The sequence below is a fragment of the Planotetraspora sp. A-T 1434 genome, from assembly GCF_025420585.1.
GTDB lineage: Bacteria > Actinomycetota > Actinomycetes > Streptosporangiales > Streptosporangiaceae > JAOEGB01.
In genome coordinates this window covers 53,626-77,851 of record NZ_JAOEGB010000012.1, presented here as the reverse complement: position 1 = coordinate 77,851, position 24,226 = coordinate 53,626, and the positions used below count along the sequence as shown (strand labels likewise).

The 24,226-nt window shown below is 66.8% G+C and carries 25 protein-coding genes and 1 tRNA gene; 13 read left to right on the top strand and 13 right to left on the bottom strand.

Annotation, left to right across the window (positions count from 1 at the left end; all coding sequences use genetic code 11):
- Nucleotides 1-115: 115 nt before the first annotated feature.
- The 4 genes from N5079_RS17315 to N5079_RS17300 are packed head-to-tail and all read left to right on the top strand — an operon-like array spanning nucleotide 116 to nucleotide 3,300.
- A complete protein-coding gene (locus tag N5079_RS17315; RefSeq protein ID WP_410007803.1) occupies nucleotides 116-679 on the top strand; it encodes an NADH-quinone oxidoreductase subunit B in 564 nt (187 codons plus the stop codon).
- Nucleotides 676-1,248: an NADH-quinone oxidoreductase subunit C gene (locus N5079_RS17310; RefSeq protein WP_261584873.1), complete on the top strand. Its 573-nt coding sequence runs from the start codon at nucleotides 676-678 to the stop codon at nucleotides 1,246-1,248. Before N5079_RS17315 ends, N5079_RS17310 begins: the two co-directional genes overlap by 4 nt.
- Nucleotides 1,241-2,194, top strand: a complete 954-nt coding sequence (gene nuoH, locus N5079_RS17305) for an NADH-quinone oxidoreductase subunit NuoH (RefSeq protein ID WP_261584872.1) — start codon at nucleotides 1,241-1,243, stop codon at nucleotides 2,192-2,194. Before N5079_RS17310 ends, nuoH begins: the two co-directional genes overlap by 8 nt.
- Nucleotides 2,191-3,300: a hypothetical protein gene (locus tag N5079_RS17300; protein ID WP_261584871.1), complete on the top strand. Its 1,110-nt coding sequence runs from the start codon at nucleotides 2,191-2,193 to the stop codon at nucleotides 3,298-3,300. Before nuoH ends, N5079_RS17300 begins: the two co-directional genes overlap by 4 nt.
- A 106-nt stretch (nucleotides 3,301-3,406) precedes the next feature.
- On the opposite strand, the gene N5079_RS17295 is transcribed toward N5079_RS17300, so the two are convergent.
- The 5 genes from N5079_RS17295 to N5079_RS17275 form a co-directional block, all read right to left on the bottom strand.
- Nucleotides 3,407-3,688 carry a winged helix-turn-helix domain-containing protein gene (locus N5079_RS17295; protein ID WP_261585077.1) on the bottom strand — a complete coding sequence of 94 codons (282 nt, stop codon included), beginning with the start codon at nucleotides 3,686-3,688 and terminating at the stop codon, nucleotides 3,407-3,409.
- A 325-nt stretch (nucleotides 3,689-4,013) separates the two neighbouring features.
- Nucleotides 4,014-4,349 (bottom strand): hypothetical protein, encoded by a 336-nt coding sequence (locus N5079_RS17290; protein ID WP_261584870.1) that lies wholly within the window; start codon nucleotides 4,347-4,349, stop codon nucleotides 4,014-4,016.
- Complete coding sequence (locus N5079_RS17285; RefSeq protein WP_261584869.1) at nucleotides 4,346-6,394, bottom strand: hypothetical protein; 2,049 nt, start codon at nucleotides 6,392-6,394, stop codon at nucleotides 4,346-4,348. Before N5079_RS17285 ends, N5079_RS17290 begins: the two co-directional genes overlap by 4 nt.
- Nucleotides 6,395-6,419: 25 nt before the next feature.
- A complete protein-coding gene (locus N5079_RS17280) occupies nucleotides 6,420-6,680 on the bottom strand; it encodes a hypothetical protein (protein WP_261584866.1) in 261 nt (86 codons plus the stop codon).
- 103 nt (nucleotides 6,681-6,783) lie between these two features.
- Nucleotides 6,784-7,431 carry a ComEA family DNA-binding protein gene (locus tag N5079_RS17275; RefSeq protein WP_261584865.1) on the bottom strand — a complete coding sequence of 216 codons (648 nt, stop codon included), beginning with the start codon at nucleotides 7,429-7,431 and terminating at the stop codon, nucleotides 6,784-6,786.
- 368 nt (nucleotides 7,432-7,799) lie between these two features.
- Here N5079_RS17275 and N5079_RS17270 point away from each other — a divergent pair, with 368 nt between their 5' ends.
- The 7 genes from N5079_RS17270 (at nucleotide 7,800) to htpX (ending at nucleotide 15,805) form a co-directional block, all read left to right on the top strand.
- A complete protein-coding gene (locus tag N5079_RS17270) occupies nucleotides 7,800-8,597 on the top strand; it encodes a NuoI/complex I 23 kDa subunit family protein (RefSeq protein ID WP_261584864.1) in 798 nt (265 codons plus the stop codon).
- Nucleotides 8,594-9,133 carry an NADH-quinone oxidoreductase subunit J gene (locus tag N5079_RS17265; protein WP_261584862.1) on the top strand — a complete coding sequence of 180 codons (540 nt, stop codon included), beginning with the start codon at nucleotides 8,594-8,596 and terminating at the stop codon, nucleotides 9,131-9,133. The genes N5079_RS17270 and N5079_RS17265 overlap by 4 nt, the downstream gene beginning before the upstream one ends.
- A 45-nt stretch (nucleotides 9,134-9,178) precedes the next feature.
- Nucleotides 9,179-9,520, top strand: coding sequence for an NADH-quinone oxidoreductase subunit NuoK (gene nuoK, locus N5079_RS17260; protein WP_261584861.1), 342 nt, complete (start codon nucleotides 9,179-9,181; stop codon nucleotides 9,518-9,520).
- Nucleotides 9,517-11,430, top strand: a complete 1,914-nt coding sequence (locus N5079_RS17255; RefSeq protein WP_261584860.1) for an NADH-quinone oxidoreductase subunit L — start codon at nucleotides 9,517-9,519, stop codon at nucleotides 11,428-11,430. Before nuoK ends, N5079_RS17255 begins: the two co-directional genes overlap by 4 nt.
- Complete coding sequence (locus N5079_RS17250; RefSeq protein ID WP_261584859.1) at nucleotides 11,427-13,058, top strand: NuoM family protein; 1,632 nt, start codon at nucleotides 11,427-11,429, stop codon at nucleotides 13,056-13,058. Before N5079_RS17255 ends, N5079_RS17250 begins: the two co-directional genes overlap by 4 nt.
- Nucleotides 13,055-14,872 carry an NADH-quinone oxidoreductase subunit N gene (locus N5079_RS17245; RefSeq protein WP_261584858.1) on the top strand — a complete coding sequence of 606 codons (1,818 nt, stop codon included), beginning with the start codon at nucleotides 13,055-13,057 and terminating at the stop codon, nucleotides 14,870-14,872. The genes N5079_RS17250 and N5079_RS17245 overlap by 4 nt, the downstream gene beginning before the upstream one ends.
- 84 nt (nucleotides 14,873-14,956) lie before the next feature.
- A complete protein-coding gene (gene htpX, locus N5079_RS17240; protein ID WP_261584857.1) occupies nucleotides 14,957-15,805 on the top strand; it encodes a zinc metalloprotease HtpX in 849 nt (282 codons plus the stop codon).
- A gap of 55 nt (nucleotides 15,806-15,860) precedes the next feature.
- On the opposite strand, the gene N5079_RS17235 is transcribed toward htpX, so the two are convergent.
- The 7 genes from N5079_RS17235 to N5079_RS17205 all read right to left on the bottom strand — a co-directional run bounded on the left by N5079_RS17235 (nucleotide 15,861) and on the right by N5079_RS17205 (nucleotide 21,418).
- Nucleotides 15,861-16,436 (bottom strand): pyridoxamine 5'-phosphate oxidase family protein, encoded by a 576-nt coding sequence (locus N5079_RS17235; RefSeq protein ID WP_261584856.1) that lies wholly within the window; start codon nucleotides 16,434-16,436, stop codon nucleotides 15,861-15,863.
- A gap of 19 nt (nucleotides 16,437-16,455) precedes the next feature.
- A complete protein-coding gene (locus tag N5079_RS17230; protein ID WP_261584854.1) occupies nucleotides 16,456-17,493 on the bottom strand; it encodes a hypothetical protein in 1,038 nt (345 codons plus the stop codon).
- 129 nt (nucleotides 17,494-17,622) lie between these two features.
- Nucleotides 17,623-18,363 carry an amino acid ABC transporter ATP-binding protein gene (locus N5079_RS17225; protein WP_261584853.1) on the bottom strand — a complete coding sequence of 247 codons (741 nt, stop codon included), beginning with the start codon at nucleotides 18,361-18,363 and terminating at the stop codon, nucleotides 17,623-17,625.
- Entirely contained in the window at nucleotides 18,360-19,193 is an 834-nt protein-coding gene (locus N5079_RS17220) for an amino acid ABC transporter permease (protein WP_261584852.1), read from the bottom strand. Before N5079_RS17220 ends, N5079_RS17225 begins: the two co-directional genes overlap by 4 nt.
- Nucleotides 19,190-20,029 (bottom strand): ABC transporter substrate-binding protein, encoded by an 840-nt coding sequence (locus N5079_RS17215; protein WP_261584850.1) that lies wholly within the window; start codon nucleotides 20,027-20,029, stop codon nucleotides 19,190-19,192. Before N5079_RS17215 ends, N5079_RS17220 begins: the two co-directional genes overlap by 4 nt.
- 368 nt (nucleotides 20,030-20,397) lie before the next feature.
- Nucleotides 20,398-20,889, bottom strand: coding sequence for a YajQ family cyclic di-GMP-binding protein (locus N5079_RS17210; protein ID WP_261584849.1), 492 nt, complete (start codon nucleotides 20,887-20,889; stop codon nucleotides 20,398-20,400).
- Nucleotides 20,890-20,941: 52 nt separating this feature from the next.
- Complete coding sequence (locus tag N5079_RS17205) at nucleotides 20,942-21,418, bottom strand: GNAT family N-acetyltransferase (RefSeq protein ID WP_261584848.1); 477 nt, start codon at nucleotides 21,416-21,418, stop codon at nucleotides 20,942-20,944.
- Between the two features lie 139 nt (nucleotides 21,419-21,557).
- On the opposite strand from N5079_RS17205, the gene N5079_RS17200 reads away from it, so the two are divergent.
- Nucleotides 21,558-21,642, top strand: a tRNA-Tyr gene (locus tag N5079_RS17200).
- Between the two features lie 614 nt (nucleotides 21,643-22,256).
- Nucleotides 22,257-23,066: a hypothetical protein gene (locus N5079_RS17190; protein WP_261584847.1), complete on the top strand. Its 810-nt coding sequence runs from the start codon at nucleotides 22,257-22,259 to the stop codon at nucleotides 23,064-23,066.
- 583 nt (nucleotides 23,067-23,649) lie between these two features.
- On the opposite strand, the gene N5079_RS17185 is transcribed toward N5079_RS17190, so the two are convergent.
- Complete coding sequence (locus tag N5079_RS17185) at nucleotides 23,650-24,069, bottom strand: hypothetical protein (RefSeq protein WP_261585086.1); 420 nt, start codon at nucleotides 24,067-24,069, stop codon at nucleotides 23,650-23,652.
- Between the last annotated feature and the right edge of the window lie 157 nt (nucleotides 24,070-24,226).

Below are 24,226 nucleotides of genomic sequence, written 5' to 3'. Positions count from 1 at the left end.
GTGGACGCGACGGCTGTTTGCTTGGAGGCGACGGCTGTTTGCTTGGAGGCGACGGCCGCTCGCCTGGAGGCGGCGACGGGAGGAGAATGGCTTCATGGCGGTGAGCGATCTCCCGATGCCCACGGTTGGGCCGGCGTCCCGGCTGGCGCCCAAGCCGATGAAGTTCGTGCTGAACTGGGGCCGGCGCTACTCGCTCTGGGTGTTCAACTTCGGGCTGGCCTGCTGCGCGATCGAGTTCATCGCGACCTCGATGAGCAGGCACGACTTCATCCGGTTCGGCGTGATCCCGTTCGCCAACGGGCCGCGGCAGGCCGACCTCATGATCGTCTCGGGCACGGTGACCGACAAGATGGCCCCGGCTGTCAAGCGGCTCTACGAGCAGATGCCCGATCCCAAGTACGTCATCTCGTTCGGAGCCTGCTCCAACTCCGGCGGGCCGTACTGGGACTCCTACTGCGTGACCAAGGGCGTCGACCAGATCATCCCCGTCGACGTCTACGTGCCCGGCTGCCCGCCCCGCCCGGAGGCGCTGCTCCACGGGATCATGAAGCTCCAGGAGAAGATCGCGGGCGAGACACTGAGCGATCGTTACGCCAGCGAGCCGGGGGTCGGCGAGCTGGGGGGACGCCGGGTGCGCGGTGAGCAGGGGGTCGGCGAGCCGGGGGAGCGGCCCTCGTGAGCGCCGCCGTCGCCATCGCGATCCAGGACCGGTACGGCTCGCGCGCCGAGATCTCCGACTCGTTCGGCGAGATCGTGGTCGACGTGGGGCCGGCCGACTGGATCGACGTGCTGTCCTTCGCCCGGTCGGAGGGGTACGAGTTCTTCGACTGGCTGACGGGGGTCGACGAGCCGCCGGACGGCTTCTCGGTCGTGGCCCACGTCTTCGACCCGATCAAGACAGCCCACCTGCTTCTCCGGACCCGCGTGCCGCGCGCCGACCCCCGGCTGCCGACCGCGACCGGCGTCTTCCGCGGAGCCGACTGGCACGAGCGGGAGACGTTCGAGATGTTCGGCGTGATCTTCGACGGCCATCCCGACCTGCGCCCGCTGCTGCTGCCCGACGGATTCGAAGGCCATCCGCTGCGCAAGGACTTCGTGCTCGCCGCCCGGGTGGCCAAAGGGTGGCCGGGCGCCAAGGAGCCCGGCGAGTCGGACCACGGCTCCCCGAGCCGCCGCAAGATGCTGCCTCCCGGCGTCCCCGCCGACTGGGCGGGCGGGCCGGCCGTACAGGAGGAGGGCGATGGCTGACGTGCTCGACATCGCGGTCCGGCTGATCGCCATCGTGGCGGCGTTCCTGGTGTTGCCGCTGATCGTCGGGCAGATGGAGCACAAGGCCATGGCCCACATGCAGTCCCGGCTCGGGCCGATGTACGCCGGCGGCTTCCACGGCTGGGCGCAACTCATCGCCGACGGCGTGAAGTTCGCCCAGAAGGAGGACGTGATCCCGGCCGCCGCCGATCGCCGGGTCTTCGCCATCGCCCCGGCCGTGGCGCTCGTGCCGTACCTCGTGGTGCTGATCGTCATCCCCGTGGCCCCGGGCCTGGTGGGTGTGGACCTCGACGCGGGGCTGTTCTTCGTGCTGGCCGTGATGGGCGTCGGCGTGCTGGGCGCGATCATGGCCGGATGGGCGTCGGCCAACAAGTACAGCGTGCTCGGCGGCATCCGGGCGGCGGCCCAGCTCATGTCGTACGAGCTGCCGCTGGTCCTGGCGGCGTCCAGCGTGGCGATGGCGGCGGGCACGCTGTCGTTGCAGGGCATAGTCGAGCAGTGGCGATGGTGGTGGCTGCCGTGGCAGGCCATCGGTGCCGTGGTGTTCTTCGTGGCGGGGCTGGCGGAGCTGCGCAGGCCGCCGTTCGACATGCCGATCGCCGACTCGGAGATCATTATGGGCCCGATGACCGAGTATGCCGGGATCAGGTTCGCCCTGTTCATGCTCGCGGAGTACGCCGGGATCGTCGTGCTCTCCGCGCTGACGACCGTGTTGTTCCTGGGCGGCTGGCACGGCCCGCTCCTACCCGGGCTGGTGTGGACGTTGGTCAAGATCTTCGTCCTGGCGTTCGTGGTGATCTGGGTTCGCGTGAGCTACCCCCGGCTCCGTGAGGACCAGCTCCAGAAGCTCGCCTGGATCGGCCTCGTGCCACTGGCTCTGCTGCAGCTCGCGTTGACGGGGGTCGTCAAAGTCCTCATCACGTGACCGCCGATCCTCCACCCGGCGACTGGGCGCCCCGGCGCGGCACGGCCCCCGGGCCGGAGCTGCCGCCTGGGGGCATCCCGATGCCGGTTGGTGAGCCGGGGTCCTCGTCGGTCGGCGGTCTCGCGCCCCGCGCCGGCGCCGTTCCAGGGTCGGGACCGTGCCCGGCCACCCGTCTGTCCTGGGACAACGGCCAACTGGTGGCCTCAGATGCCGCCTCGGGACGTTCCGTACGGCTTCCGCCCGGAGCTCCTCGGACGCTGATCTGCTACCGGTTCACGCGGGACCCGTCCAAGGAAGCCAAGAAGAAGGGCAGAAAGGCCGTTCACGGCCTTGCCGTGGTGGACGCGGATGGGCTCGTGCTCGCCGATCTGCCCGGCGAGTGGCCGACCGGCCTCGGATATGAGTTCGCGGCACGGAACGGGCTCAAGTTCCACGCGTGGGACTTCACGCCGATCCAGGCGCGCCAGTTCCTCTCCCGGCGGGCGCCCGGATGGGGGATCCTCCGCGGGCTGCCCGTCCGCCCGCCTCCGACCCGGCGGCAGCGGATCGCCCGGTGGGCCCTCATGATCGCGGGGGTCGTGTGCGCCGCCTATGCGATCCACCTGCTGCCCCCGCACACCTGGCGCTGGATCCGATCGGCCGTCATGAGCGTGGCCGACGTCCTGGAGCTCAAGTGGCTGGCCCTCATGGTGAGCCCGCTCGGGGCGGTGATCGCCCCGGCGTTCCGGCGGATCGATCGGGCGCTGCTCGGAAGAAGGATCGGGCGTGGCCAGGCCCTCGCCGCCGTCGACCGGTCTTCGGGGCCGCGTATCGCCGTCAACGGAGAGAGGCTCGAGATCGGCGGCCTCGGCCCGGACCGCCAGGCCATCCGGCTGAGGAACCACCGGATCGACCACATCAGGATGCTGCTCTACCGCTGTGAGGACCTGAAGGGCCTGTTAATCCTCGATAGGGCTGGCGTGCCGCTATACCACTTCCCCGGTCGATGGGCCCCCGCGGACGTGAACCGCTTCGCCGTACGGCACGGCATCACGTACGAGGTCCGCGACCTGACCCGCCCCGAGTACGCCACCCTCGCCAACGCCACCCGCGACGCCTCACCCTAAAGCAGGGCTACCACTGACAGTTCGGACGCCGGACCGCCATCGGGGGCGCCCATGTTGTCGCCGGATCGACTTGCTGGCCCGGAGGCCGAGTCGTGGGACGAGCGCTCTATGCGGGATCGGGCTCCGAGCCGATCGCTTCGGCACCCTCTTCCTCCATCCGACCCCCCGGCGCACTGACAAAGCTGCCCAGGTTGGGGACCGTATAGAGGAGTCCTTCCTCCCTGAGCTTCTTCATCGCCTTGCGGAGCGTGCCCCGTGCCACGCCGAACTCCTGCATGAGCTGTACCTCAGACAAGAGATATTTGGGGCGATATGTGCCATCGACGATGCGACTTCGGAGTCGCTCGGCGACCTGAACCCACACGTAGCGATCCGGCTCGAACTCCATCACGTCGCAACTGTATGAATCCATGTCCAGCCACCATCAACCAGGCCATGGTCTGCCATGGCATGGACCGAAGTACGCTGCGTGATGTGACAACTCCAAGGGAGAGCCGTCTCGACGAGCTTCGTGCAGAGTTTCCCGCGTGGGCGGTTTTCCGTAGCGACGAAGGCACCCTCTATGCGACCAGGCGTGGCGTGACGCTCACTAGCGAGCAGCTCAAGTTGGGAATCCACCAGACGGTGGTCGCGGAGGACCTACCGACGCTCGTTGAGCTCCTCCAAGAGCAGGAGATGCCGAGATGATCCTCCAGCGCGCCCAACGGCGGACATCACAGCGGACACTTCCAGTTCGGCCACACCGCTGTCGCATCATCTTCCCAGCCGATGAGTGTCTTTCCGCGGTACACGGTCTCCTCGTGACCGTTCGCCCAGGTGAGGAGTTCTGCGCTGGGCTGGACTTTACCGTTCTGCAGCCATGGCTGGCTTTTCACTTCCGCTGCTGATATAGCGCCGCGGTCAATAAAACACTGCACGATGGCGACGAGAGCGGCATCCCGACGCCTGGCTTCATCTTGGATCGATGGCGGCCTTTCATCTGTGCATCCAACCAATGTAAGGGCAAGTCCAGCCAAGATCATGGTACCCGCCAAATTACGCTTGCTCACTGCTGCAACCTCATGGCGTCCTGGGCATCCCTAATCCACTCTGTAAGCGTCTTTCCCGAATATTCGGTTTCGGCGTGCTGGCTGATCCAGTCGGCCAGGGCCGCGTCAGGGGTGACCACACCGTTGCTTATCCAGCTTGCATTCGCCGGCGGACGCACTGCTCCCGCGGTTATTAGCCCTTGTATCACAGGAACTTCCACGTGGAGAACTTGTGTACGGAAGGCGTCTGCGTTCTCCCTCAGTGCTTGCAGGGCGTGTCCTGTGTCGAACATGCCACTGGCCGGCGGTGTGGCGAGGGCGACAATAATCTGGCTGATCGTTCCTATCCCAAGGGCCTTGTTGAAGCTTAGTGCGCCGAAACCTCCGGTGACTATTGATAGTGCCGTTTGCCGCCGTGCCGCATCCTCGTCTGCCAGTTGCTCGGTCGCGAAGTGACGTTGACCTTTGAGTCGTTCGATCAGGCCATAAAGGCTCCCCATCTCCACCAGATAGTTCTCATCGGAGGGGTCCTTGATCGTCGCAGCTACGGCTATGCTAATCCGGCCGTCCATCATTCCCTTGAAGGCGCCGAACTCTTCCGGGTCTTGTAGGGCTTGGTTGAAGAATGCCTCAAGCTCACTGGCCTTAGTTACGGGTGTCCAAGGGTTGGAGGTGTCGTTCGCTTTCTGCATGGCAGCAGACGTGAAATCGTGATTCACCGAAGCGGCGAAGTCGGGGAGATAGCGGTCGGCGGTGAAGATAAGGGCTTTGCGGATTTCGTGAGGGAGGACGGTGCCAGGGTGGACCTTGGAGAACTCGGAGGTCGACTGGACAATATTGACAACGGACCACGCCGATTCCTTGGCATCGAGTGTGGTGCCGCGACCGGCGGAAACTGCGGCTTGCAGGAAAGCAGCGGTGTGAGAGGACAGGTTGATCTTTCCCGGATCCGGGAGGTAGTCGGGATCGGCACTTCTGCTCGTGGCATCGACATACTTGCTGAAGTACGCCGCGGGATCGTAGCCGGGGGTGTGCCAGGAATCGTTCACCAGCATGCGGGTGTACGCGAGGCCGGTGGTGGGGTTACCGAGCACGTGCCGGGCGGCCTTGCCGTTCTCGGCGGCACGGTCCAGGACCGCACCCATCGCGTCGAACTCGGCGAGGGCCCGTTGATGGTGATTGGCGTCCATGTCCGTCGTGAGCTGCTGATGAGAGGACGGCCAGTCGATCTTTCCGGCTTTGCGGGCGTCGAGCATGAAGCGGGTGATGTCGGTCAGGAAATCGGTGTCCCAGGCCGTGCCGTGCGGGCCGTACTTGAGGAGCATGCCGATTGACCAGGGGTCGCCGGCCCTGAGGGCCGCTTTGGCCGAGTCGGGCAGCAGCGCTTTGCTGTCGCCGGAGCCTGAGGAGGTCCGGAGGCGGGTCGCTGCGGCGAGGGCGGCGCCGAAGGCGGCGAGGATCGCCGTGTCCTCCTTGGTGAGCAAGGGGTCGGTGGAGGAACCGTTGTCGTGCAAGGTCTTGGCGAGGCGCGCGGCGAGCGGCCCGACGGACTGCCAGAAGACGCCGAGGTAGTCCTTGTCGTTGAGATGGCCGCGCAGCCTCTCGGCAAGGGGGGCGAGGAGGCCGCGAATGACTCCTTTGTCCCTGCCGTACATCGCCATGAGTGTGGCCGGGTCGGTATGGGCCAGGAGGCCGGAAAGCTCGGCCGCGTCCCGCTGCGCCTGGTAGCCGCTCTGCCCGGTGGTCGCCCAGTCGAGTCGGACGATCGGAGCGGGAGGCGGAACATCGCGATAGGGGCTCCCACCGGTCGGCTTGACTCCGAATGGATTCCACCCTTGCTCCGCGGCGAGGTCGTACGCCCTGGACGTGCGGGCGTCCATGTCGCGGGCGTCGTTCAGCGCCTCGTCGATCAAACGGGGCAGTACGGCGAAGCTGACGTTGCTGCCCCATTTCTGCATTTTCTGCTGCATTGCCGGGCCATGCTTGGACAGCGTCTCCTGTAGCGCCTGCAGCCGATGCGTCAGCTCTCGAAGGTTGGCGGGATCGACTCCGACGAATTCCCCCACGGCATCCCTCTTCCGTTGTGGCGACCTACGAGGCGACTTTTCGGCGCTCTGCCTCCTCCACCTGCGCGACCAGGTGCGGCTGCTCGGCGAGAACGGCGTTCAGCAGTGTGGTGAGCTGCGTCTTTCGAGCGTTCCAGCTCGCAGCCCAGCCATCGGCCGCCAAACCTTGCCAGGTCTTGTCTCCGAACATCGGAGGAACGGCGCCAAGCGCACGAAGGATCTCGTCCACCGCCCTCGCCGCCTCAACCATGTCCGCTTTGCATGCGACGAGTTCGGACGGTGCCATGTGTCGCCCCTCCAGCGATGCGGTTGACGCCCTGTAAAAGCCTAGGGAAGCGTGAGGCGATCAGCCAGGGATACGCCTGTCGACAATCAGGATTACCTGATTGCTAGGGGAGATAGACGGTGTATTCGGCGAGTTCGTCGCTCAGGTCAATGGGGAGGTTCGCCGTGATCGACATCTCGTCGGCGGAGGCGAAGACGCCGACTGCCTCGCGGGCCTGGATAATCCGTTCGACCAGTTCCGGCCGCATTCCGGGCACTGTGGCGATCACCTCGGCGGGGGCGTGGTTCATGTCGATCAGGCCGCCATCGTCGTAATGCCGGGGGAGGTCGGGCCGTCCGATCCGGAGCTCGAAGGCGAGCGCCGGGTCGCGCTGCGCGAGATCGCGGGCCTCCCTGCGCAGCCCGCGCCGCTGCTCCGCCATGCGTATGGCCGCCTCGTTGGCCGTGGGGGCGAATGGCGCGGGAGCGAACGGCCGCGGGGAGAAGACCTGGGTGCGGATGAGGAGCGAATGGATCGTCGCGCCCAGCCAGGGCGCGATCGCCGCGAGCATGATCAATCCGTCCCGGAACGTGACGTGCTTGGAGTCCGAAAGGTCGAACCCCACCCACACCACCAGGCAGCCGGCGTAGAGGACGGCCGCCGCTGCGTTGACCTTGCTCCGGAGCCGCGCCGCCGCGTAGCCCACGGTGAAAGGCGCAGCGAAACCGCAGGTCAGAAGGGGGGCGAGAGCCCACAGGACGCTGCCGACCACCGAGGCCGTCCGAGGCGGGTTCGGCGGGGGCGGAAACCCGGGCAGGGACCCAGGAAACCCGGGCGCTGATCCAGGCCCTGACCCGGGCGGGGGTCCGGGGAATCCAGGCGGAGGACCGGGGGGAGAACCGGAGGGAGTTCCCGGCGTGAACCCCGGCTGGTCTCCTGTGGATGTCATAGCGCAAAGAGTAGGGCGGGGTTCCCCCTTCAGCCACTGTGGACAACCGGTGGACAAGCCTGTGGACACTGTGGAAAACCAACGGTGGGGGCCACCGCATTCACCTGTCGGCCATAGTGCGTCATGATGTCAATGTGGCGCGCATACCAGGAGAAGGACTGGCCAAGGGGCTGGCAGTCACCCTGCGGCACATGCTGCGCAAATCGGAGACGCAGCAGTACCCCGAGGTCCATCCCGACCTGCCTCCACGCAGCCGCGGCGTGATCGCGCTGGTCGAGGAGAACTGCACCGTCTGCATGCTGTGCGCCCGCGAATGCCCCGACTGGTGCATCTACATTGACTCGCACAAGGAGACGCTTCCGGCGCCCGAGGGTGGTCGGCCACGTGCGCGCAACGTGCTCGACCGGTTCGCGATCGACTTCTCCCTCTGCATGTACTGCGGCATCTGCATCGAGGTCTGCCCGTTCGACGCGCTGTTCTGGTCGCCCGAGTTCGAATATTCCGAATACGACATCCGGGACCTCATTCACGAAAAGGACCGGCTCGGAGAGTGGGCGGGGACCGTGCCTCCGCCTCCGCCGCACGAGGTCGGCGCCGAGCCGCCCAAGGAGCTGTCCGCCGCCTCGCGGCCCGCCCGCCCGGCCCGTACGGCAGGGCCGGCCCAGGCCACTCCATCCCAAGCAACTCCATCCCAAGCAACTCCGCCCCAGGCCGGTCCGTCTCAAGCCAGTCCGTCTCAGGCCGGCCCACCCCAGGGAGCTTCATCCCAAGCCACTCCGCGCTCCACCACCGGGAGCGACCAGGCCACTCCGGACGAGACCACTCCGCCTCAGGCCACTCCGGACGCGGCCACGGCCGGCGCGCCGCCGGAGGAGAAGGCGCCCCGCCGCGAGCCGCCGAGGCCCATGCGGGACATCCGGTCCATCCGGCCTCCGGGGTCGCTCCCTCGGAAGCCCACGACGAAGGACGGGCCAGAGGAGGAAGCGTGACGTTGCAGGCGCCGGGTTTCTGGCCGCCTACCGGGCCGGAGATCGTCTTCCTGCTGCTCGGCGTCGTCGCGCTCGGCTCCGCGCTGCTGGTCGTCACGACCCGTCAGCTCGTCCATGCCGCGCTCTGGCTGGTGGTCTGCTTCGGCGCGCTGGCCGGGGGCTATCTCGTGCTGACGGCCGAGTTCGTCGCCTGGGTGCAGGTGCTGATCTACGTCGGGGCGGTCGTGGTGCTGCTGCTGTTCGGCATCATGCTGACCCGCGCGCCCATCGGCCGCTCGGCCGACCTGGACTCCGGCAACCGCTGGGCCGCCGCCCTCGTCGCCCTGGCCACCGCCGCCGTGCTGGTCACCGTGGTGGTCTCCGGGTTCCGTACGGCTTACGCCCCGCTGGACCCGGGCCAGGGCGCGGCCAAGCCGCTGGGGTCCAGCATCTTCAGAACGTGGGTGCTCCCCTTCGAAGCCCTGTCCGTGCTCCTGCTCGCCGCCCTGGTCGGTGCCATCGTCCTGTCCCGCACCGATATCCAGGGGCGGAAATGACACACCACAACCGCATGCCGTACAGGCGCCTGGCGGTGAGCTGACGTGCACATCGTCTATCCCGTCGTGGTTTCCGCCCTGCTGTTCTCGATCGGCGTGTACGGCGTGCTGGCCCGGCGCAACGCGATCCTGGTGTTGATGTCGGTCGAGCTGATGCTCAACGCGGTCAACCTCAACCTGGTCGCCTTCGACGTGTGGCTCCGGGACCGGCTGCACGGCGGGCAGGTGCTCACCCTCTTCGTCATCGTGATCGCCGCCGCCGAGGTCGGCCTGGGCCTGGCCATCGTGCTGGCCGTCTTCCGCAACCGGAAGACCATCGACGTCGATCGTCTCCGTGACCTCTCGGAAGACCTCACGGAAGCCGATCCCGAGGAGGTCCGGCCGTGATCGCGGTGACCACCCTCATCGTGCTGCTGCCGTTGGCCGCCGCAGCGGCCGGACTGCTCGGATCCCGCTGGCCACGTGGCGCAAGCCGTACAGAACGGGACAACGCGTTCGCCTCGCGAAGGGCGGCGTGGTTCGCGATCGTGGCGGGAACCGGGTCGCTGCTGCTGACGGTGTGGCTCGCGTACGAGCTGTCGAGCGGCCGGGCCGGGGCTCCTGGCGGGCCGTTCTGGGGCGGTGTCCTTCCGGGGAAAGCCGAGGGGACGCTCACGCTGATCGAGACGGGATCGGTGCCGATCTCCGTGACGCTGCGGGCCGACGGATTGTCGATGCTGGTCGGCATCCTTGTCGTCGTGGTGGCGCTGGCGGTGCAGGTCTACTCGGTGGGGTACATGCGGGGCGATCCCCGCTACCCGTCGTACAGCGCCTTCATCAGCCTGTTCACCAGCGCGATGCTGCTCGTGGTCTACGCGGGGGATCTGATCGTCCTCTACGTGGGCTGGGAGATCATGGGCCTGTGCTCCTACCTGCTGATCGGGCACTGGTGGGAGGACCGGGCGAACTCGCGGGCGGCGGTAAAGGCGTTCCTGGTCACGCGGCTGGGTGACGTCGGCTTCCTTTTCGGGATCTTCACGCTGGGGGTCGCGGCGGGGAGCTTCCGGATCGACGACGTCCTCAGTGCCGACCTCCCGAGAAGCACGCTGATCACGGCGACTCTGCTGCTGCTCGCCGGGGTCGCGGGCAAGAGCGCCCAGGTCCCGCTGCAGACGTGGCTGCCGGATGCGATGGCGGGCCCGACTCCCATCAGCGCGCTCATCCACGCGGCGACGATGGTGGCGGCGGGCATCTTCATCGTCGCCCGGCTCTACCCGCTCTTTCTCGGCGCCCAGCCGACGCTCGACGTGCTGGCGGTGATCGCCGCCATCGGCATGCTGGGCGCGGCGCTCGCGGCGCTGGCCCAGGACGATCTCAAACGCGTGCTGGCCTACTCCACGATCAGCCAGCTCGCCTACATGGCCGGGGCGCTCGCCGCCGGGTCGGACAAGGCCGCGATCTTCCATTTGCTGACGCACGGCGCGTTCAAGGCGCTGCTGTTCCTCTGCGCGGGCGCGGTGATCCATCACGTGGGGTCCAACCTGATGAGCCACATGGGCGGGCTGCGCGCCGGGCTTCCCGTGACGTTCGCGGGGATGACGATCGGCTTCGCGGCGCTGATGGGCCTGCCTCCCGCCAGCGGTTTCTTCAGCAAGGACGCCGTGATCGCCGCCATCGAGCACTCCCACGGCCCGGCGCAGCCGTTCCTGTACGGCTCGGCGCTGCTCACGGTGGGGGTGACCGGGGCCTACGCCGCCCGCGCCTGGCTGCGGACCTTCTTCGGCCCGGCCCGGGTCGAAGCGCTGCCGGAGCCGCCACCGGGCACGGCGCACGTCTTCGACGGCCGGGAGGCGCCGAGGTCGATGCTCTGGCCGATCGGGCTGCTCGCCGTGCTGGCCCTGCTGCTGGGAATCGCCGGGCTCGGGATCGCCGGGCTCGGGGACGTCGACTGGTCGTCGGCAGTGGTGAGCCTGGTCGTCGCGCTGCTGGGCGCCGGAATCGTCTACGCGCTGTGGCGGAGCTCGCCACACATCGACCCGGCGCGGCTGCTCGGCCCGTTCCGCGTGCCCTGCGAGCGGGCGTTCTACGTGGACGCCGTGTACGCCGCGCTGTTCGCCCGGCCGGTGTTCCGGCTGGCCCGCGGCGTCGTCCGGACCGACGAGAAGGTGGTCGACGGCGCCGTGCGCGGCTCCGGCAGGCTGACCGTCGGCCTGTCCGGGCTGGTACGGCTGGCCCAGAACGGCAACGCCCAGCTCTACGTCACCGGCCTCCTGGCCGGGGTGCTGCTGATCGCGGTGGCGGCGGTGGTCTTCGGATGAGCTGGCTCCTGATCGCCCTGCTGGCGGTGCCTCTGATCGGTGCCGCCGTTCTTCTGATCGCGCCTGCGCTCGGGAGAGTCAGCGCGTACGGCATCGCCGTGTCCGGGGTGACCCTGGCCGTCGCGGTCGCCGTGGCGGTGGCCTTCGACTACGGTCATCCCGGCCGGATGCAGCTCCAGACGAACCGGCCATGGATCCCCGGGCTCGACCTCCGGTTCCACCTCGGACTGGACGGCATCTCGCTGCCGCTCGCCGTGCTGACCGCGCTGCTCACGTTCCTGTGCTTCGTCTACCTGGCCAGGCATCGGCCGGAGGGCGGGCGGCAACGGGCCCTGGTGTTCACTTTGCTGGTCCTCGAAGTCGGGATGATCGGCACCTTCCTCGCCCTCGACCTGCTGCTGTTCTTTGTGTTCTTCGAGGTTGTGCTGATCCCGATGTACTTCGTGATCGCCGTCTGGGGCGGCCGGGACCGGCGGCGGGCGGCGGTCAAGTTCATCCTCTACACGCTGCTCGGCTCGGCCGTCCTCCTGCTCGGCCTGCTGGCCGTCTGGGCGCAGGCCGGGACGCTCGACATGGTGGACCTGGCCGCGCGGCACGGGTCCGGCATTCCCCGATCGGCCCAGATCGTGGCGTTCCTCGCCATCGGGGTCGGCCTGGCGGTCAAGACGCCCATGTGGCCGCTGCACACCTGGCTGCCCGACGCCCACACCGAGGCGCCGACCGTCGGCTCCGTGCTGCTGGCCGGCGTGCTGCTCAAGATGGGTTCGTACGGCTTCGCCCGGATCGCGATCCCGGTGCTGCCGGAGGGCGCGGCGGCGCTGGCCCCCTGGCTCGGGGCGTTCGCCGTGGTCGGGATCGTCTACGGCTCGCTGGCCTGCCTCGCCCAGCGGGATCTCAAGCGCATGATCGCGTACTCCTCCGTCGGCCACATGGGCTTCGTGCTGCTGGGCTTCGCGACCCTCACGCCCGTGGGCATGAACGCCGCCCTGTTCGGCAACGTCGCCCACGGCCTCATCACCGGCCTCCTGTTCTTCATCGCCGGTGCCATCAAGGAGCGGTACGGCACGGCCGACATGGCCCGGCTCGGGGGCGGCATGCTGCGCCGCCTGCCGTACATCGGTTCCCTGCTGACCTTCGCCTGCATCGCGTCGCTCGGCCTGCCGGGGCTCGCCGGGTTCTGGGGCGAGATGCTCGCCCTGCTGGGGGCGTACAAACCGGCCGCCGTGCTGTCCCGGCCGCTCTTCGTGACGTTCATGGCGGTCGGAGGTGTCGGCACTGCGCTGACCGCCGCGTACTTCCTGGTCATGCTGTCGCGGGTGACCCACGGGCGGCCGATCGACACGGTGCCTGCCGGGCCGCTCATGGCCTCGGCCGAGGAGGTCCGCGAGTTCCTCGGCCCGGACGAACCGGTGGAGCCCGTGGCCACCGGAGCCGCCGTTGAGGAGGCGGCCGAAGAAGCGCCGACCGGTGATGTGCCGGGCGGGGGCCGCCTGGTCGATGTGACCGTCTACGAGCTGGCCGCATGGGTGCCGCTGGTGGCGCTCACCATCCTTTTCGGCGTCTGGCCAAAGGCTCTGCTGGCCGTCACCACCCCCGCCGTTCAGGCGATCTTCGGGGTGACGTCATGATCCAGTCGATCGATTACGCCGCTCTGGCCGTGCCACTGATCCTCACTCTGCTGGCCGGGCTGGTCCTGGTGCTCGACGCCTTCCTGCCGGATCGTCCCGGTGGTGGGCGGCTCCTCGGGCTCGTCACGCTCGGCGGCGTTCTGGCCGCGCTGGCCGTCCTGGCGGCGCAGGCCGTGGCAGGCGTCGAGCGGCGCACGTTCTGCGTTCCGGCCTCGCTAGAAGGCGGCCGGACGCTAGAAGGCGGCCGGGCACTGGCGGGCGGCCCGGCGCTTACTGGCGGGCTGTCCGGGCGGGTTCCGGGTCCTGTCCTGGCTTCCGGCTCGGCGTCCGCGTCATGCTCGTTCGTCGTCGACCGGTTCACGCTGATCTTCGCCGCGCTGGTGCTCGTGGCCGGCGCCATTGTGGTGCTGCTGTCGATGGGGGAGCTGGCCGGTGGGCGGATCCCGGTCGGGGAGTGGTACTTCCTGCTGCTCAGCACGCTCGTCGGGGCGATCCTGCTGGCGGCCTCCCGCGACCTGATCATGCTGGTCGTGTCCCTGGAGTTGGTGTCTCTCCCCGTTTTCGCGCTGACCGCGTTGAAACGCTACGACGGCCGGGCGTCGGAGGCGGCACTCAAGCTGTTCCTTGTGTCCGTGGTCTCCACCGCGATCATGCTGTTCGGCGTCTCCCTGCTCTACGGCATCACCGGATCCGTGCACCTCGACCGCATCGCGGAGTCCTACGAGGCCGGGCGAGGGCTGACATTCGGCGGCGCCGCGGGGGCCTACACGTCCACGCTCGACATCTCGTTCGCCGGCGCGGCCTCGTCGCCCGGATCGGCCGTCACGACCGTCGCCGTCGTGCTCGTGCTGGCCGGCTTCGCCTTCAAGATCGCTGCGGTGCCGTTCCACTTCTGGGCGGGTGACGTCTACCAGGGCGCGCCCATACCGGTGGCGGCGCTGCTGTCGGTGATCTCGAAGGCGGCGGGCTTCGCTGGGCTCATCCTGATCCTTACGACGGCGTTGCCGAGTCAGGCCGGTGTGTGGGCCCCTGTCGTCGCCGTCATCGCGGCGCTGACCATGACCGTCGGCAACGTCCTCGCGATGCGGCAACGCAACGCAGTACGGCTGCTCGCCTGGTCGTCCGTCGCCCAGTCCGGCTACATCCTCGCCCCTCTGGCCGTCTTCGCCAACGTGGTCCAGCGGGCACACGCCCGCGTGGTGGTCGAGCACCAGGTTGAGACGGCTCGCGAAGCGGTCCTGAACGTCTCGCGGTCTGTCGCCCGACCGGCGGTCTCACTGCTCCCCGCCGACGCCGGGCCCTTGGTGAGGGCGACGAACGTCGAGCTTTCCCGGACAGCCGGGGTGGCGATCGGCCCCGTCGCCAACGCGTCCATCGCGTATCTCGTCTTCTACGCGGCGATGAACCTCGCGGCGTTCGCCGTCGTCATGCTGATCTCGCGGGAGCGGCAGCGGAACGAGGTGGACGACTACCGAGGGCTGGCGTTCCGGAGTCCGGGTGCGGCGCTGGCCCTGGCCTTCTCGCTCATCTGCCTGGCGGGGCTCCCGCCCGGGCTCTCCGGGCTCTTCGCGAAGGTCGTGGTCTTCCGGGAGATCGTCGATGGAGGGCTCGGCTGGCTCGCCGTCGTGATGGCGGTCAACACCGTCATCGGGCTCTATTACTACATCGCCTGGACGGCCAAGCTGTTCACTCCTTTACCCGGGGGCGAGAGCCGTACGAGATCAGGGCCTGTCGTGGTGGCCATCGGTGTGGCGATCCTGATCACCGTCGTCTTCTCCGTCGCTCCGCAGGTGGTGCTGTCCGCCGTGGGCTGAGCCGGTGCCTTCCTACGCCGGGGAACGTTCGACCAGGCCATATGCGTTGGTAAGGCTGAGCGAACCCAACCGTGAGGAGGAGGCGTGCACCACAACGGTCTGCGAACCGCGATCCTTCTGGGGGCTCTTTCCGCATTCATCCTGGTGGTGGGGGCCTGGCTCGGGGGTGGCTCGGGGCTGCGGATCGCTTTTGTGATCGCGCTGGCGACGAGTGGGGTCTCCTACTTCTTCTCCGATCGGATCGCGCTTTCGGCCATGCGGGCGCGGCCCGTCGCCGAGGTGGAGCAGCCGGTTCTTTATCGGATCGTGCGGGAACTGTCCTACGACGCCCGCCAGCCGATGCCCCGGCTCTACGTGTCGCCGACCATGCAGCCCAACGCGTTCGCCACGGGACGCAACCCCCGCAACGCGGCCGTCTGCGTGACCCACGGCACCCTCGGTCTGCTCGACGAGCGCGAGCTCAAGGGCGTGATCGGGCACGAGTTGGCGCACGTCTACAACCGCGACATCCTGATCTCCTCGATCGCCGGAGCCCTGGCCACGATGATCACCTATTTCGGGTACATCGGGTTGTTCTTCGGGTCGGATGACGACGAGGGGCCAGGGTTCCTCAGCGCTCTTCTCGTCATGATCCTCGGACCGGTCGCCGCGTCGATGATCCAGATGGCGATCTCCCGCTCGCGCGAGTTCGCCGCGGACGAGACGGGTGCCCGGCTGACCGGGGACCCCCTTGCGCTGGCCTCGGCCCTACGGAAGATCGAGATGGGCGTCCGGCAGTTGCCGCTCATGGAGAACGGGCGGCTGGCCTCGGCGAGCCACATGATGATCGCCAACCCGTTCCGGGGCGCGGGGATAGGCAAACTGTTCTCCACGCACCCGCCGATCGCCGAGCGGATCTCACGCCTGGAGCGGATGGCCGGCTACCGCCGCTGACGTCGCCGGCCATCACGAGCGGGCCATCCACGAGCGGGCGGTCACGAGCCGGCGGTCACGAATGGTGTGTGGCGGGATCCGTCTCGTTGGCTCTCAGGGCCGGGAGGCCGTCGATGCTTTCGCGGTTGTTCTTGGCCCGGTAGGCGCGCTTCTCCTGGACGTCCTTCCGGCCGGCCCACTCGTCGAGAAGCGGCCTGTCCCGGTCGAACGACATGAACGGCACTCCGAAACCACACGAGTCGGAGATCCGGTCACAGCTCACGACGATGATCGAGCGCACCCCGGGGTGCGGTCCGAACAGCGTGATCAGGTTATCGAAGCCGGGATCGTGAGGAGTGACCACGCGGCCGGTGCCGTACAGGCGGACGATGTTGGGCGGACCGCCGAAGGCGACGAACATCAAGGTCACGCGGCCGTTGTCGCGGATGTGGGAGATGGTCTCGACGCCGCTTCCATCGAGATCGAGATAGGCGACCGTGGTGTCGTCGATGACGGCGAACGTGTCGGCGTATCCCTTGGGGGAGACGTTGACATGGCCACCGTGCTCCGGGGCCGTTGCGATGAAATAGACCGGCTGCGCGGAAATGAACTCGCGCAACCGGTCCGTGAGCCTTTCATAAACCTTGCCCATATCCTGAACATTTCCCGGGTCACTCGCCGGGCAACCACCACGCCCAAGCCTTGGACTTGATCTTGAAAGAGTCGATTTTCGAGGTGCTGCCGGAGCTTGGGTCCAGATGCCGGGCGGTCGCGCCGACCGCGTTGCCATCGGAGTCGTTCCGCAACTCCCAGAGCGTCAGGCTGTCGTTGGAGGCCCATTCGAGCCGGTTCGCGGTCTCGCTCGCGGGCACCTTGACGTTCACCGCGTCGCCGACCGTGTCGCTCGCCAGATCGTAGACGCGGAGCCGCTGCTTGCCCGCCGGAGTCGTGATGATCAGCGCCACTGACGTCCCGTCGTCACCCAGCGCGATGGGCGTGTTGTTGGCCACGACCTGCGGGACGATCTGGCTGTTCGTCTTGTGCCCGGTCTCGTCGTAGACCGCGAACTCGGTCGTGTTCTCGGCGGTGGCGTCGGTGACCAGCACGCGCGTGCCGTCCGGGCTGAAGCCCTGCACGACGGAGTGCGCCGCGAGCTTGCGGATCTTCCCGCTCTTCAGGTCGACGATGAGGGAGGGCGCCTTCGCGTCCTGGTCGAAGTAGTCGATCACCGCGGCGTCGCCGGCAGGGGACAGGAAGATATCGAGGTCGCTCATCCCCACGCCCTTGGGCAGCCTCGCGGCCTTACCCGGCAGCGCGTTGACCTTGCCGGACGCGAGATCCCGGACGACCAGCCTGCCGTCCGACTTGCGGAAGTAGGCCACTTTCCGCCCGTTGCCGCTGACGGCGATCGACGTGGCCGACTCCTTGTCGACCTTGCCCTCGTAGGTCACCGGGAAGACCCGGGCGTCGGTGAGCGCGAGGGTCTTGCCGCTCCCGAGGGACAGGATCCACGGCCCGCAGGGAACGGTGTAGTCCTTCTTGCGGCAGGACTTCACCCAGGCGTACCGCACCTGGGCCGTGGAGGCGGCGGTGGCGGTCCCGGTCTTCGTGGTGGCCGAGGCGGCTCCCGTCCGCGCCTCGGCCTGCCCGGCGCCCGCGAACGCGGTAGTGGCCGCTGCCGCCAGGGCCAGAATGGCGAGCTTCTTCATATCATTTCCTTTCGTCACCTGGATAGATGCGGCGCCTTGACGAAAGGTTGCATTACGAATAGGCCACGACAGGACCTGCCGAATTCACGCGGTCCGGCTGAGTCCGGCCCCGCGAAATGCGGCATTAGATCAGACCCCGGGATGCAGCACCCGATGCAGAAACTCCCGTGTCCGGTTGTGCTGCGGATCCGCGATGACCTGCTCGGGCGGGCCGTCCTCCACGATGACGCCCTTGTCCATGAACACCACCCGGTCCGCCACCTCGCGGGCGAAGCTCATCTCGTGAGTGACGACCAGCATGGTCATGCCGTCCTCGGCGAGCTGCCGCATGACGGACAGCACGTCTCCGACGAGCTCCGGGTCCAGCGCCGAAGTCGGCTCGTCGAAGAGCATCAGCGACGGGTTCATGGCCAGGGCGCGGGCGATCGCCACGCGCTGCTGCTGGCCGCCGGAAAGCTGCGCCGGGTAGGAGTCCGCCTTCTCGATGAGGCCGACCCTTTCCAGGTTCTCCCGGGCGACCCGTACGGCTTCCGCCCGGCCCCGCTTCAGCACCCGCTCCTGCGCGATCGTGACGTTGCGCAGCACGGTGAGATGCGGGAACAGGTTGAACTGCTGGAACACCATGCCGAGCCGTCGCCTCGCGGCGTCGATGTCCACGTCGGGGTCGGTGAGCTCGGTTCCGTCGACGATGACCTGTCCCGAGGTCGGCTGCTCCAGGAGGTTCACGCACCGCAGGAGCGTCGACTTGCCGGACCCGGACGGCCCGATCACGCAGACGACCTGGCCGCTCTCCACGGTGAAGTCGATGCCCTTGAGCACTTCGAGCTTCCCGAACGACTTGTGCAGCTTCCTGATCTCGACAGTGCTCATCTGGCCGCTCCCTGACGGGCTTCCAGCCGCCGCGCCGCGTATCCCAGCGGGATCGTGATGAGCAGGTAGGTCAGGCCGGACACGAGGATGGGGGTGGGGTTGGCGAAGGTCGACGACTGGTCGTTGCCGAATTTCGCCAGCTCAACCTGCTCTGCGGTGACGCCGAGGAACAGCACCAGCGACGAGTCCTTGAAAAGGAGCACGAGCTCGTTCGTGAGCGGCGGGATGACGATGCGGACGGCCTGCGGGATGACGATCGACACCATCGCCCGCATGTACGGCATGCCCAGCGATCGTGCCGCCTCCATCTGACCCTTGGGAACGGCCTGCAGACCCGCCCGGAAGGTCTCGGCCATGTACGCGGCCGAGACGAGGCCGAGCCCCAGCGCCGCCTGGCCGTACACCTGACCGGGAACTTGGAGCCCCGGGAACGCCAGCGGCAGGCTTCCGATCATGAGGAAGATGACCAGCGCGGGAAGCCCGCGGAACACCTCGACATAGCCGGCGGCGATCCACCTGTAGGGAGCCACGGACGACTGCCGCATCAGCGCCAGCAGCATGCCGACGGCGAAGCCGAGGACATATCCGGTGAGCGTGTAGATCACCGTGTTCCTCAGCGCCACGGTGAACAGCGTGGGCAGGCTCTTGCCCGCCACAGTGGCGTTGAGGAACGACTCGCGGATCGCTCCCCAGTCGGCCAGCGAGGCCAGCACGACCACGATGACGAGCAGCAGGCCGTACTGAATGCCGCGACTGATCCGCTGCCTCTTGCGAGGGCTGAGCCCTCCCCGGCTGGGGAGGGCGGTCTGCTGGTCCGACACGGAGGTCACGAGGCCGGGCTCGGCTCCACGCCGAACCACTTCTTGTAGATGGCGTTGTAGGCGCCATCCGACTTCGCGGCCGTGATCACCTCATTGATCACCTTGGCCAGCGCGGTGTTGCCCTTCTTCATGCCGATTCCGTACTGCTCACCGGTCTCCAGGCTGGCCGCCTCCTCGAACTTCGCGCCGATCTCCGGCTTCTTCAGCCAGGTCAGCACGACCGGAAGGTCCTGCACGATCACGTCCACCTGGCCGGTCTGGAGGCCGAGCAGCTCCTTCGGCGAGTCGGCGAACTCGACGGGGCTCAGGCCCTTGCTCTTGACGTAGTCGAGACCGGTCGTGGACGCCTGGGCGCCCAGCTTGAGGTTCTTGGCCTTGACGTCGTCGAGCGAGGTGACCCCGCTGCCCTTCTTTGTCATGAGCGCCTGGGTGGCGTTGAAGTAGGGCTCGGAGAAGTCGATGTGCTGCTTGCGCTCGTCGGTGATCGTCATGCCGGCCGCTGCGACGTCGCACTTGCGGGCGTTGAGCGCCGCGCCGCTCTTGATGGCCGCGAAGTCGATATCGACGATGTCCTGCGTCACGCCCAGCTTCTTGGCGACGAGATCGACGATGTCCACGTCGAAGCCGACGACCTTGCCGTCCTTGTTGAACTGGAAGGGCTCGTAAGGGATGTTGGTGCAGGTCGTGAGCTTGCCCGCGTTGACGAGCTGGACTCCGCCGGCCGCGTTCGGGGCGGCCGACGTCGTGCCGGTGGACCCCCCACCGCAGGCCGAGACCATGAGCGCCGTGGCAAGCGCCGTCGCGCCGATGGCGGCTGCTTGCCGATAAGTGGACCAGGGAGCCACGCGGGCCTCCTCAATGTGGTGCCTAGCCGTACGTCTTGGTACGCGAGTTTAGAGCCACATTGAGAGACTTTTGTTTCCGCGAGTAAAGATCTTTGTCGGTCGTATGTCTCGCATGAAACAGGGAACACAGCGGACATATCGGTCACATCGCGTCTTGTCCCGGAGCCGCGCCCATTTCGGGCGGTTATGGCGGGCTCAGCCATGGCGGTGTGCGGGCTGTGGCCTGGGGCGCATGCCCCTGACTGCGGGGCAGATGCCGCATGGGGGCAAAAAGTGGCCCCGAGGCACCGGCGCACAGGGCGGGCGCCCTCGGCCGTGTGCCCCGGATGCGCCTCAGGCGTGCCCCATACGGCAGGTGGGGCCGCCCGTTATCGGTAGTTCGTGAACTGAAGGGCGATGTCGAGGTCCTTCCCCTTCAGCAGGGAGATGACCTCCTGGAGGTCGTCCTTCTTCTTGGAGCTGACCCTGAGCTCGTCGCCCTGGATCTGCGCCTTGACGCCCTTCGGCCCCTCGTCGCGGATGAGCTTGGAGATCTTCTTCGCGTTGTCCTGGTCGATGCCCTCCTTGAGGGAGATCATCAGCCGATATTCCTTGCCGGACAGCTTCGGCTCACTCGCGTCGAGGACCTTCAGCGAGAGGCCGCGCCTGACCAGCTTCTCCTTGAAAACGTCGAGGACGGCTTCCGTCCGCTCCTCGCTGTTCGCCTTGATCTCGATGTCGTTCTGGCCCGACCAGGAGATCGCCGCCCCGGTGCCCTTGAAGTCGAAGCGGTGCCCGACCTCTTTGACCGTCTGATTCAGGGCGTTGTCGACCTCCTGCCGGTCGATCTTGCTGACCACGTCAAAACTGCTGTCGGCCATCGGTGTCCGTGTCCTCTCCTTGTTGACTCCGAGATTAGTGGCCCGCGCGTGATCAGGGGTCTTTGCGCATGACAACACGGGGTGCCAACTCGATGCCGAGAGCCCGCTCATGTTCCGCCAGCGCGGCCAGTTCCGGCCCCCGCTCCTCAGGAGGCAGTACGGCGAAGCCGCGGCGCGCATACCAGGGGGCGTTCCAGGGGACGTGGCGAAACGTCGTCAGCGTGACCGCCTTCGCTTGCGCGGCCGCCGTATCGCACACGGCGTTGAGCAGCCCGGTCCCGATGCCCCGGCCGCCGTGATCGGGATGTACGGCGAGCTGCTCGAGATGCACCTCCCCGTCGACGAACCCAAGCAGAGCGAACCCCACCGGTGGCCGGCCCGCGACGATCACCCGTGTGGGATCGCCGCACTCCTCGATCATGGTCGTGCCCGGAGGAAAGACGATGCCCAGTGGAGCGAACATCTCGTCAGCCGCCAGCTCGATCTTCGCCAGCGCCGTCAGGTCGTCGGCCTCGGCCCATCGGATCACCGTTCCACTATGACCTGTAGGTCCGACAGCCGAGGGAGACGGCCTCCCGGCCGCGTAGCCGTCCCAGGACAAACCGGTGTCACAGACACCGTGGAAGTCCGCTATTCTTCTACCTGTCGCCGCGGTAAGCGGAAGACACGGCAGGTTGCCCGAGTGGCCAAAGGGAGCGGTCTGTAAAACCGTCGGCTCAGCCTACGCAAGTTCGAACCTTGCACCTGCCACCAGGGATTTTCCCAGCTCAGAGGCCCTCCGGGGCCTCTTCTGCTTTCCCGCCTGTGCAGCCATACGCCATCCTGAGCGGCCGTCTGTCGCGGGTCGCGCAATATACGCGCAATGATCTTGGCGGCGTTTCCGCAGGTCGCGGGCTGTTCCGCCGAGAGTATGCGCCAGGCTTACGGATGAGCCAGCGGGGACGCGACCAGCGTCTACGTGGACAGCATGAGCGGTCGGGTGGCGCCTGCATCAGTAGTGTCGTGACCATGGCGCGACGGATCGACTTCTAAACGTCGTCGTGACCCACGAGACCGATCTCATGACGCGCCGTAGCGACAACGGCACCTTGGCCGTCCCCGGTGGCGCGGTCGACCTTGACGAGTCCCTCCGCAAGCCGCGGTGAGAGAAACCCGCGAAGATACCGGCGTGCTGTGCGAGATCACCGGCTTGGTCGGCGTCTATACGGACCCCAGGCCCGTGATCCTCTACACCAGCAACGGCGAGGGCCACAGGAGTTCTCCCCGTGCTCACCGCCCGCGCCAATGGCAGGCGAGCCTACTGCGAGGTGACACACGGCCGAAATTTCTCATTTGGGCATGCATGTCATGCCTCATGCACCTCCGGCATGGCAACAATTGTCGCAGAAGACGTGCTTGAAACCTTTTGCCTCAGCGGCTCGTTCAGCCACACAGGACGCTTGTGTCGAGACGGGTGGCTAGAGATGGTCGATGCGGCGGAAGCATCTGCTGTCAGGAGTATCTCCAAGGAGAACGACAAGGGTGAGAGTTGGTGGCATAGGTTCGGGTCCGCTACAACAGCCGTAGTGACAGTGATTGCGGCGATCGTTGCGGTAGCCGCTTCGTCGGTGGATGTTCTGTACGCGGTTGACCCTAACTCGCGTCCTGTGGATGAGATGTCGGTAATCCTGGAGCGGATCGCCATTCAGCAAGGCATTACTTACAATGACTTTCTCCCAAGGAAGGCCGGGTATGGGGGTCAACAGGTCGGCATCCTTAGGAATGGCGACGCCCACTTCCCGCAGCCTCCGTTTGACGAGAAGGGGATTGTTGTAATAGTAAAGGCTGACGTCCGCGGGATGAGCGATAGCCTCTACTCGGCTACAGCCGAGGTGTTGGAAGCCAGCTCGGATTCGTCGTATCCCTACGATGAGGAAAAGGAATCGTTGCTTGTATCGACCTGCGATGTGAAGATGGCCACATTTAGGGCGGCCGGCCTTACGTTTCGCTGTTGGCTGCATAATCCTTCGGTTGGTACGAAGTATCGGGTCAGGGTAAAGTTGTATGCGAACGATAAAATTCTCACCATAGATCACGACGAGTCAAGGCTCGTCGACTTCATCGAGACTCCTAACGTCACTTGTTGTGGCACTGATCCAAAGAAATCGCCGGCCCCCAAGGTCTCTATAACTCCCTAGCAAGCCGGTGTGAGCGACCATATTGCATCAGAGCTTGCGACCAGGCTAGGCATTGCCGCAAGTGAAATATAGAAGGGCCCGGAGGTCTTCTGATGCCGATGCCCGATTTCCTTCGGCGGCCCGTGAGGACTTATTCTCGTGGGCTCGATCGCAAGATCCTCCGCTGATGTAGACCCACAAACTTATTCTCGGTATGCGCCTCAGGGCAGATCGTGAGGTGGCACCGGTGATCAACCTGCTTGTTGGCGAACGTGGGAGGCAGAGGTCGAGGGGGCGTTAGCCGTGCAATATATGTGCAATGATCTTGCCGGACAGGGCCGAACGAGCGGGCTCCGACGCAGGTCAAGAGCATCGAGGAACCGGGAATGGTCACGCGCTGTAAAACCGTCGGCTCAGCCTACGCAAGTTGGAACCTTGCACCTGCCACCAGCAGAACCACAGCTCAGAGGCCCTACGGGGCCTCTTCTGTTTCTCCGGCCTTTGCAGCCGTAGGCCGCCTCGAGCGATCATGTGTCGCCGGTCCACCAATATCCGTGCAATGACCTTGGTGGCGTTTTCGCAAGTCAGGGCGGCGTAACGGTTATTAGGCATCCTGGCATTCATGGGCCGCCTGGATCGTCAGTCGTGTTCGGCTCCGCATCACCCCGCGAGGGCTGCAACCAGTCCCCATCTGCTTGTTCGCCTCGGAGATCATCCCGGCGTCGGCCACGATCGTGACGTCCGGCAGATCGTGGGCCGCCATGAACCCTTCGATCCGTTCCATCCGCGAGCTGACGATCTCCAGCGGCCCGCCCGCCGCCGGCCCGTCGTCGAGCCCCAAGTCCAGCTCGTGCTGGCCGGCGGCCAGTCGCTGACGCGCCACCGCCTTGAGCGTCTCCAGCTCGGTGTCGTCGTGCGCCGACCCGATGTGCTCGATCTGGCCGGACCCGCGGCGGGAGGAGTGGACGACCTGCACCGCCCGGGCGCCTGAGGCCGTCTTCACCGTCCGCACGCACGGAGACACGCCCACCAGAGTAGAGATGTGATCGACTTAGTGCGCACTTTTCGCCGTTCCCGACTGGAAACCGCGAGGTCAGCGCCTTGCACTCAACGATGATCTTGAAACGTGAGCCAAGTCAGGTCCCAGGCGGGGAAGAGTGCCCTTCTAACCATGCCGTCGT

What these genes read in the sequence shown, in the direction of transcription:
- N5079_RS17315 (WP_410007803.1), top strand. Translation starts at nt 116, where the DNA reads ATGCCCACGGTTGGGCCGGCGTCCCGGCTGGCGCCCAAGCCGATGAAG.
- nuoH (WP_261584872.1), top strand. Translation starts at nt 1,241, where the DNA reads ATGGCTGACGTGCTCGACATCGCGGTCCGGCTGATCGCCATCGTGGCG.
- N5079_RS17295 (WP_261585077.1), bottom strand. Translation starts at nt 3,688, where the DNA reads ATGGAGTTCGAGCCGGATCGCTACGTGTGGGTTCAGGTCGCCGAGCGA.
- N5079_RS17280 (WP_261584866.1), bottom strand. Translation starts at nt 6,680, where the DNA reads ATGGCACCGTCCGAACTCGTCGCATGCAAAGCGGACATGGTTGAGGCG.
- N5079_RS17270 (WP_261584864.1), top strand. Translation starts at nt 7,800, where the DNA reads ATGCTGCGCAAATCGGAGACGCAGCAGTACCCCGAGGTCCATCCCGAC.
- N5079_RS17250 (WP_261584859.1), top strand. Translation starts at nt 11,427, where the DNA reads ATGAGCTGGCTCCTGATCGCCCTGCTGGCGGTGCCTCTGATCGGTGCC.
- N5079_RS17245 (WP_261584858.1), top strand. Translation starts at nt 13,055, where the DNA reads ATGATCCAGTCGATCGATTACGCCGCTCTGGCCGTGCCACTGATCCTC.
- N5079_RS17235 (WP_261584856.1), bottom strand. Translation starts at nt 16,436, where the DNA reads ATGGGCAAGGTTTATGAAAGGCTCACGGACCGGTTGCGCGAGTTCATT.
- N5079_RS17230 (WP_261584854.1), bottom strand. Translation starts at nt 17,493, where the DNA reads ATGAAGAAGCTCGCCATTCTGGCCCTGGCGGCAGCGGCCACTACCGCG.
- N5079_RS17225 (WP_261584853.1), bottom strand. Translation starts at nt 18,363, where the DNA reads ATGAGCACTGTCGAGATCAGGAAGCTGCACAAGTCGTTCGGGAAGCTC.
- N5079_RS17210 (WP_261584849.1), bottom strand. Translation starts at nt 20,889, where the DNA reads ATGGCCGACAGCAGTTTTGACGTGGTCAGCAAGATCGACCGGCAGGAG.
- N5079_RS17190 (WP_261584847.1), top strand. Translation starts at nt 22,257, where the DNA reads ATGGCAACAATTGTCGCAGAAGACGTGCTTGAAACCTTTTGCCTCAGC.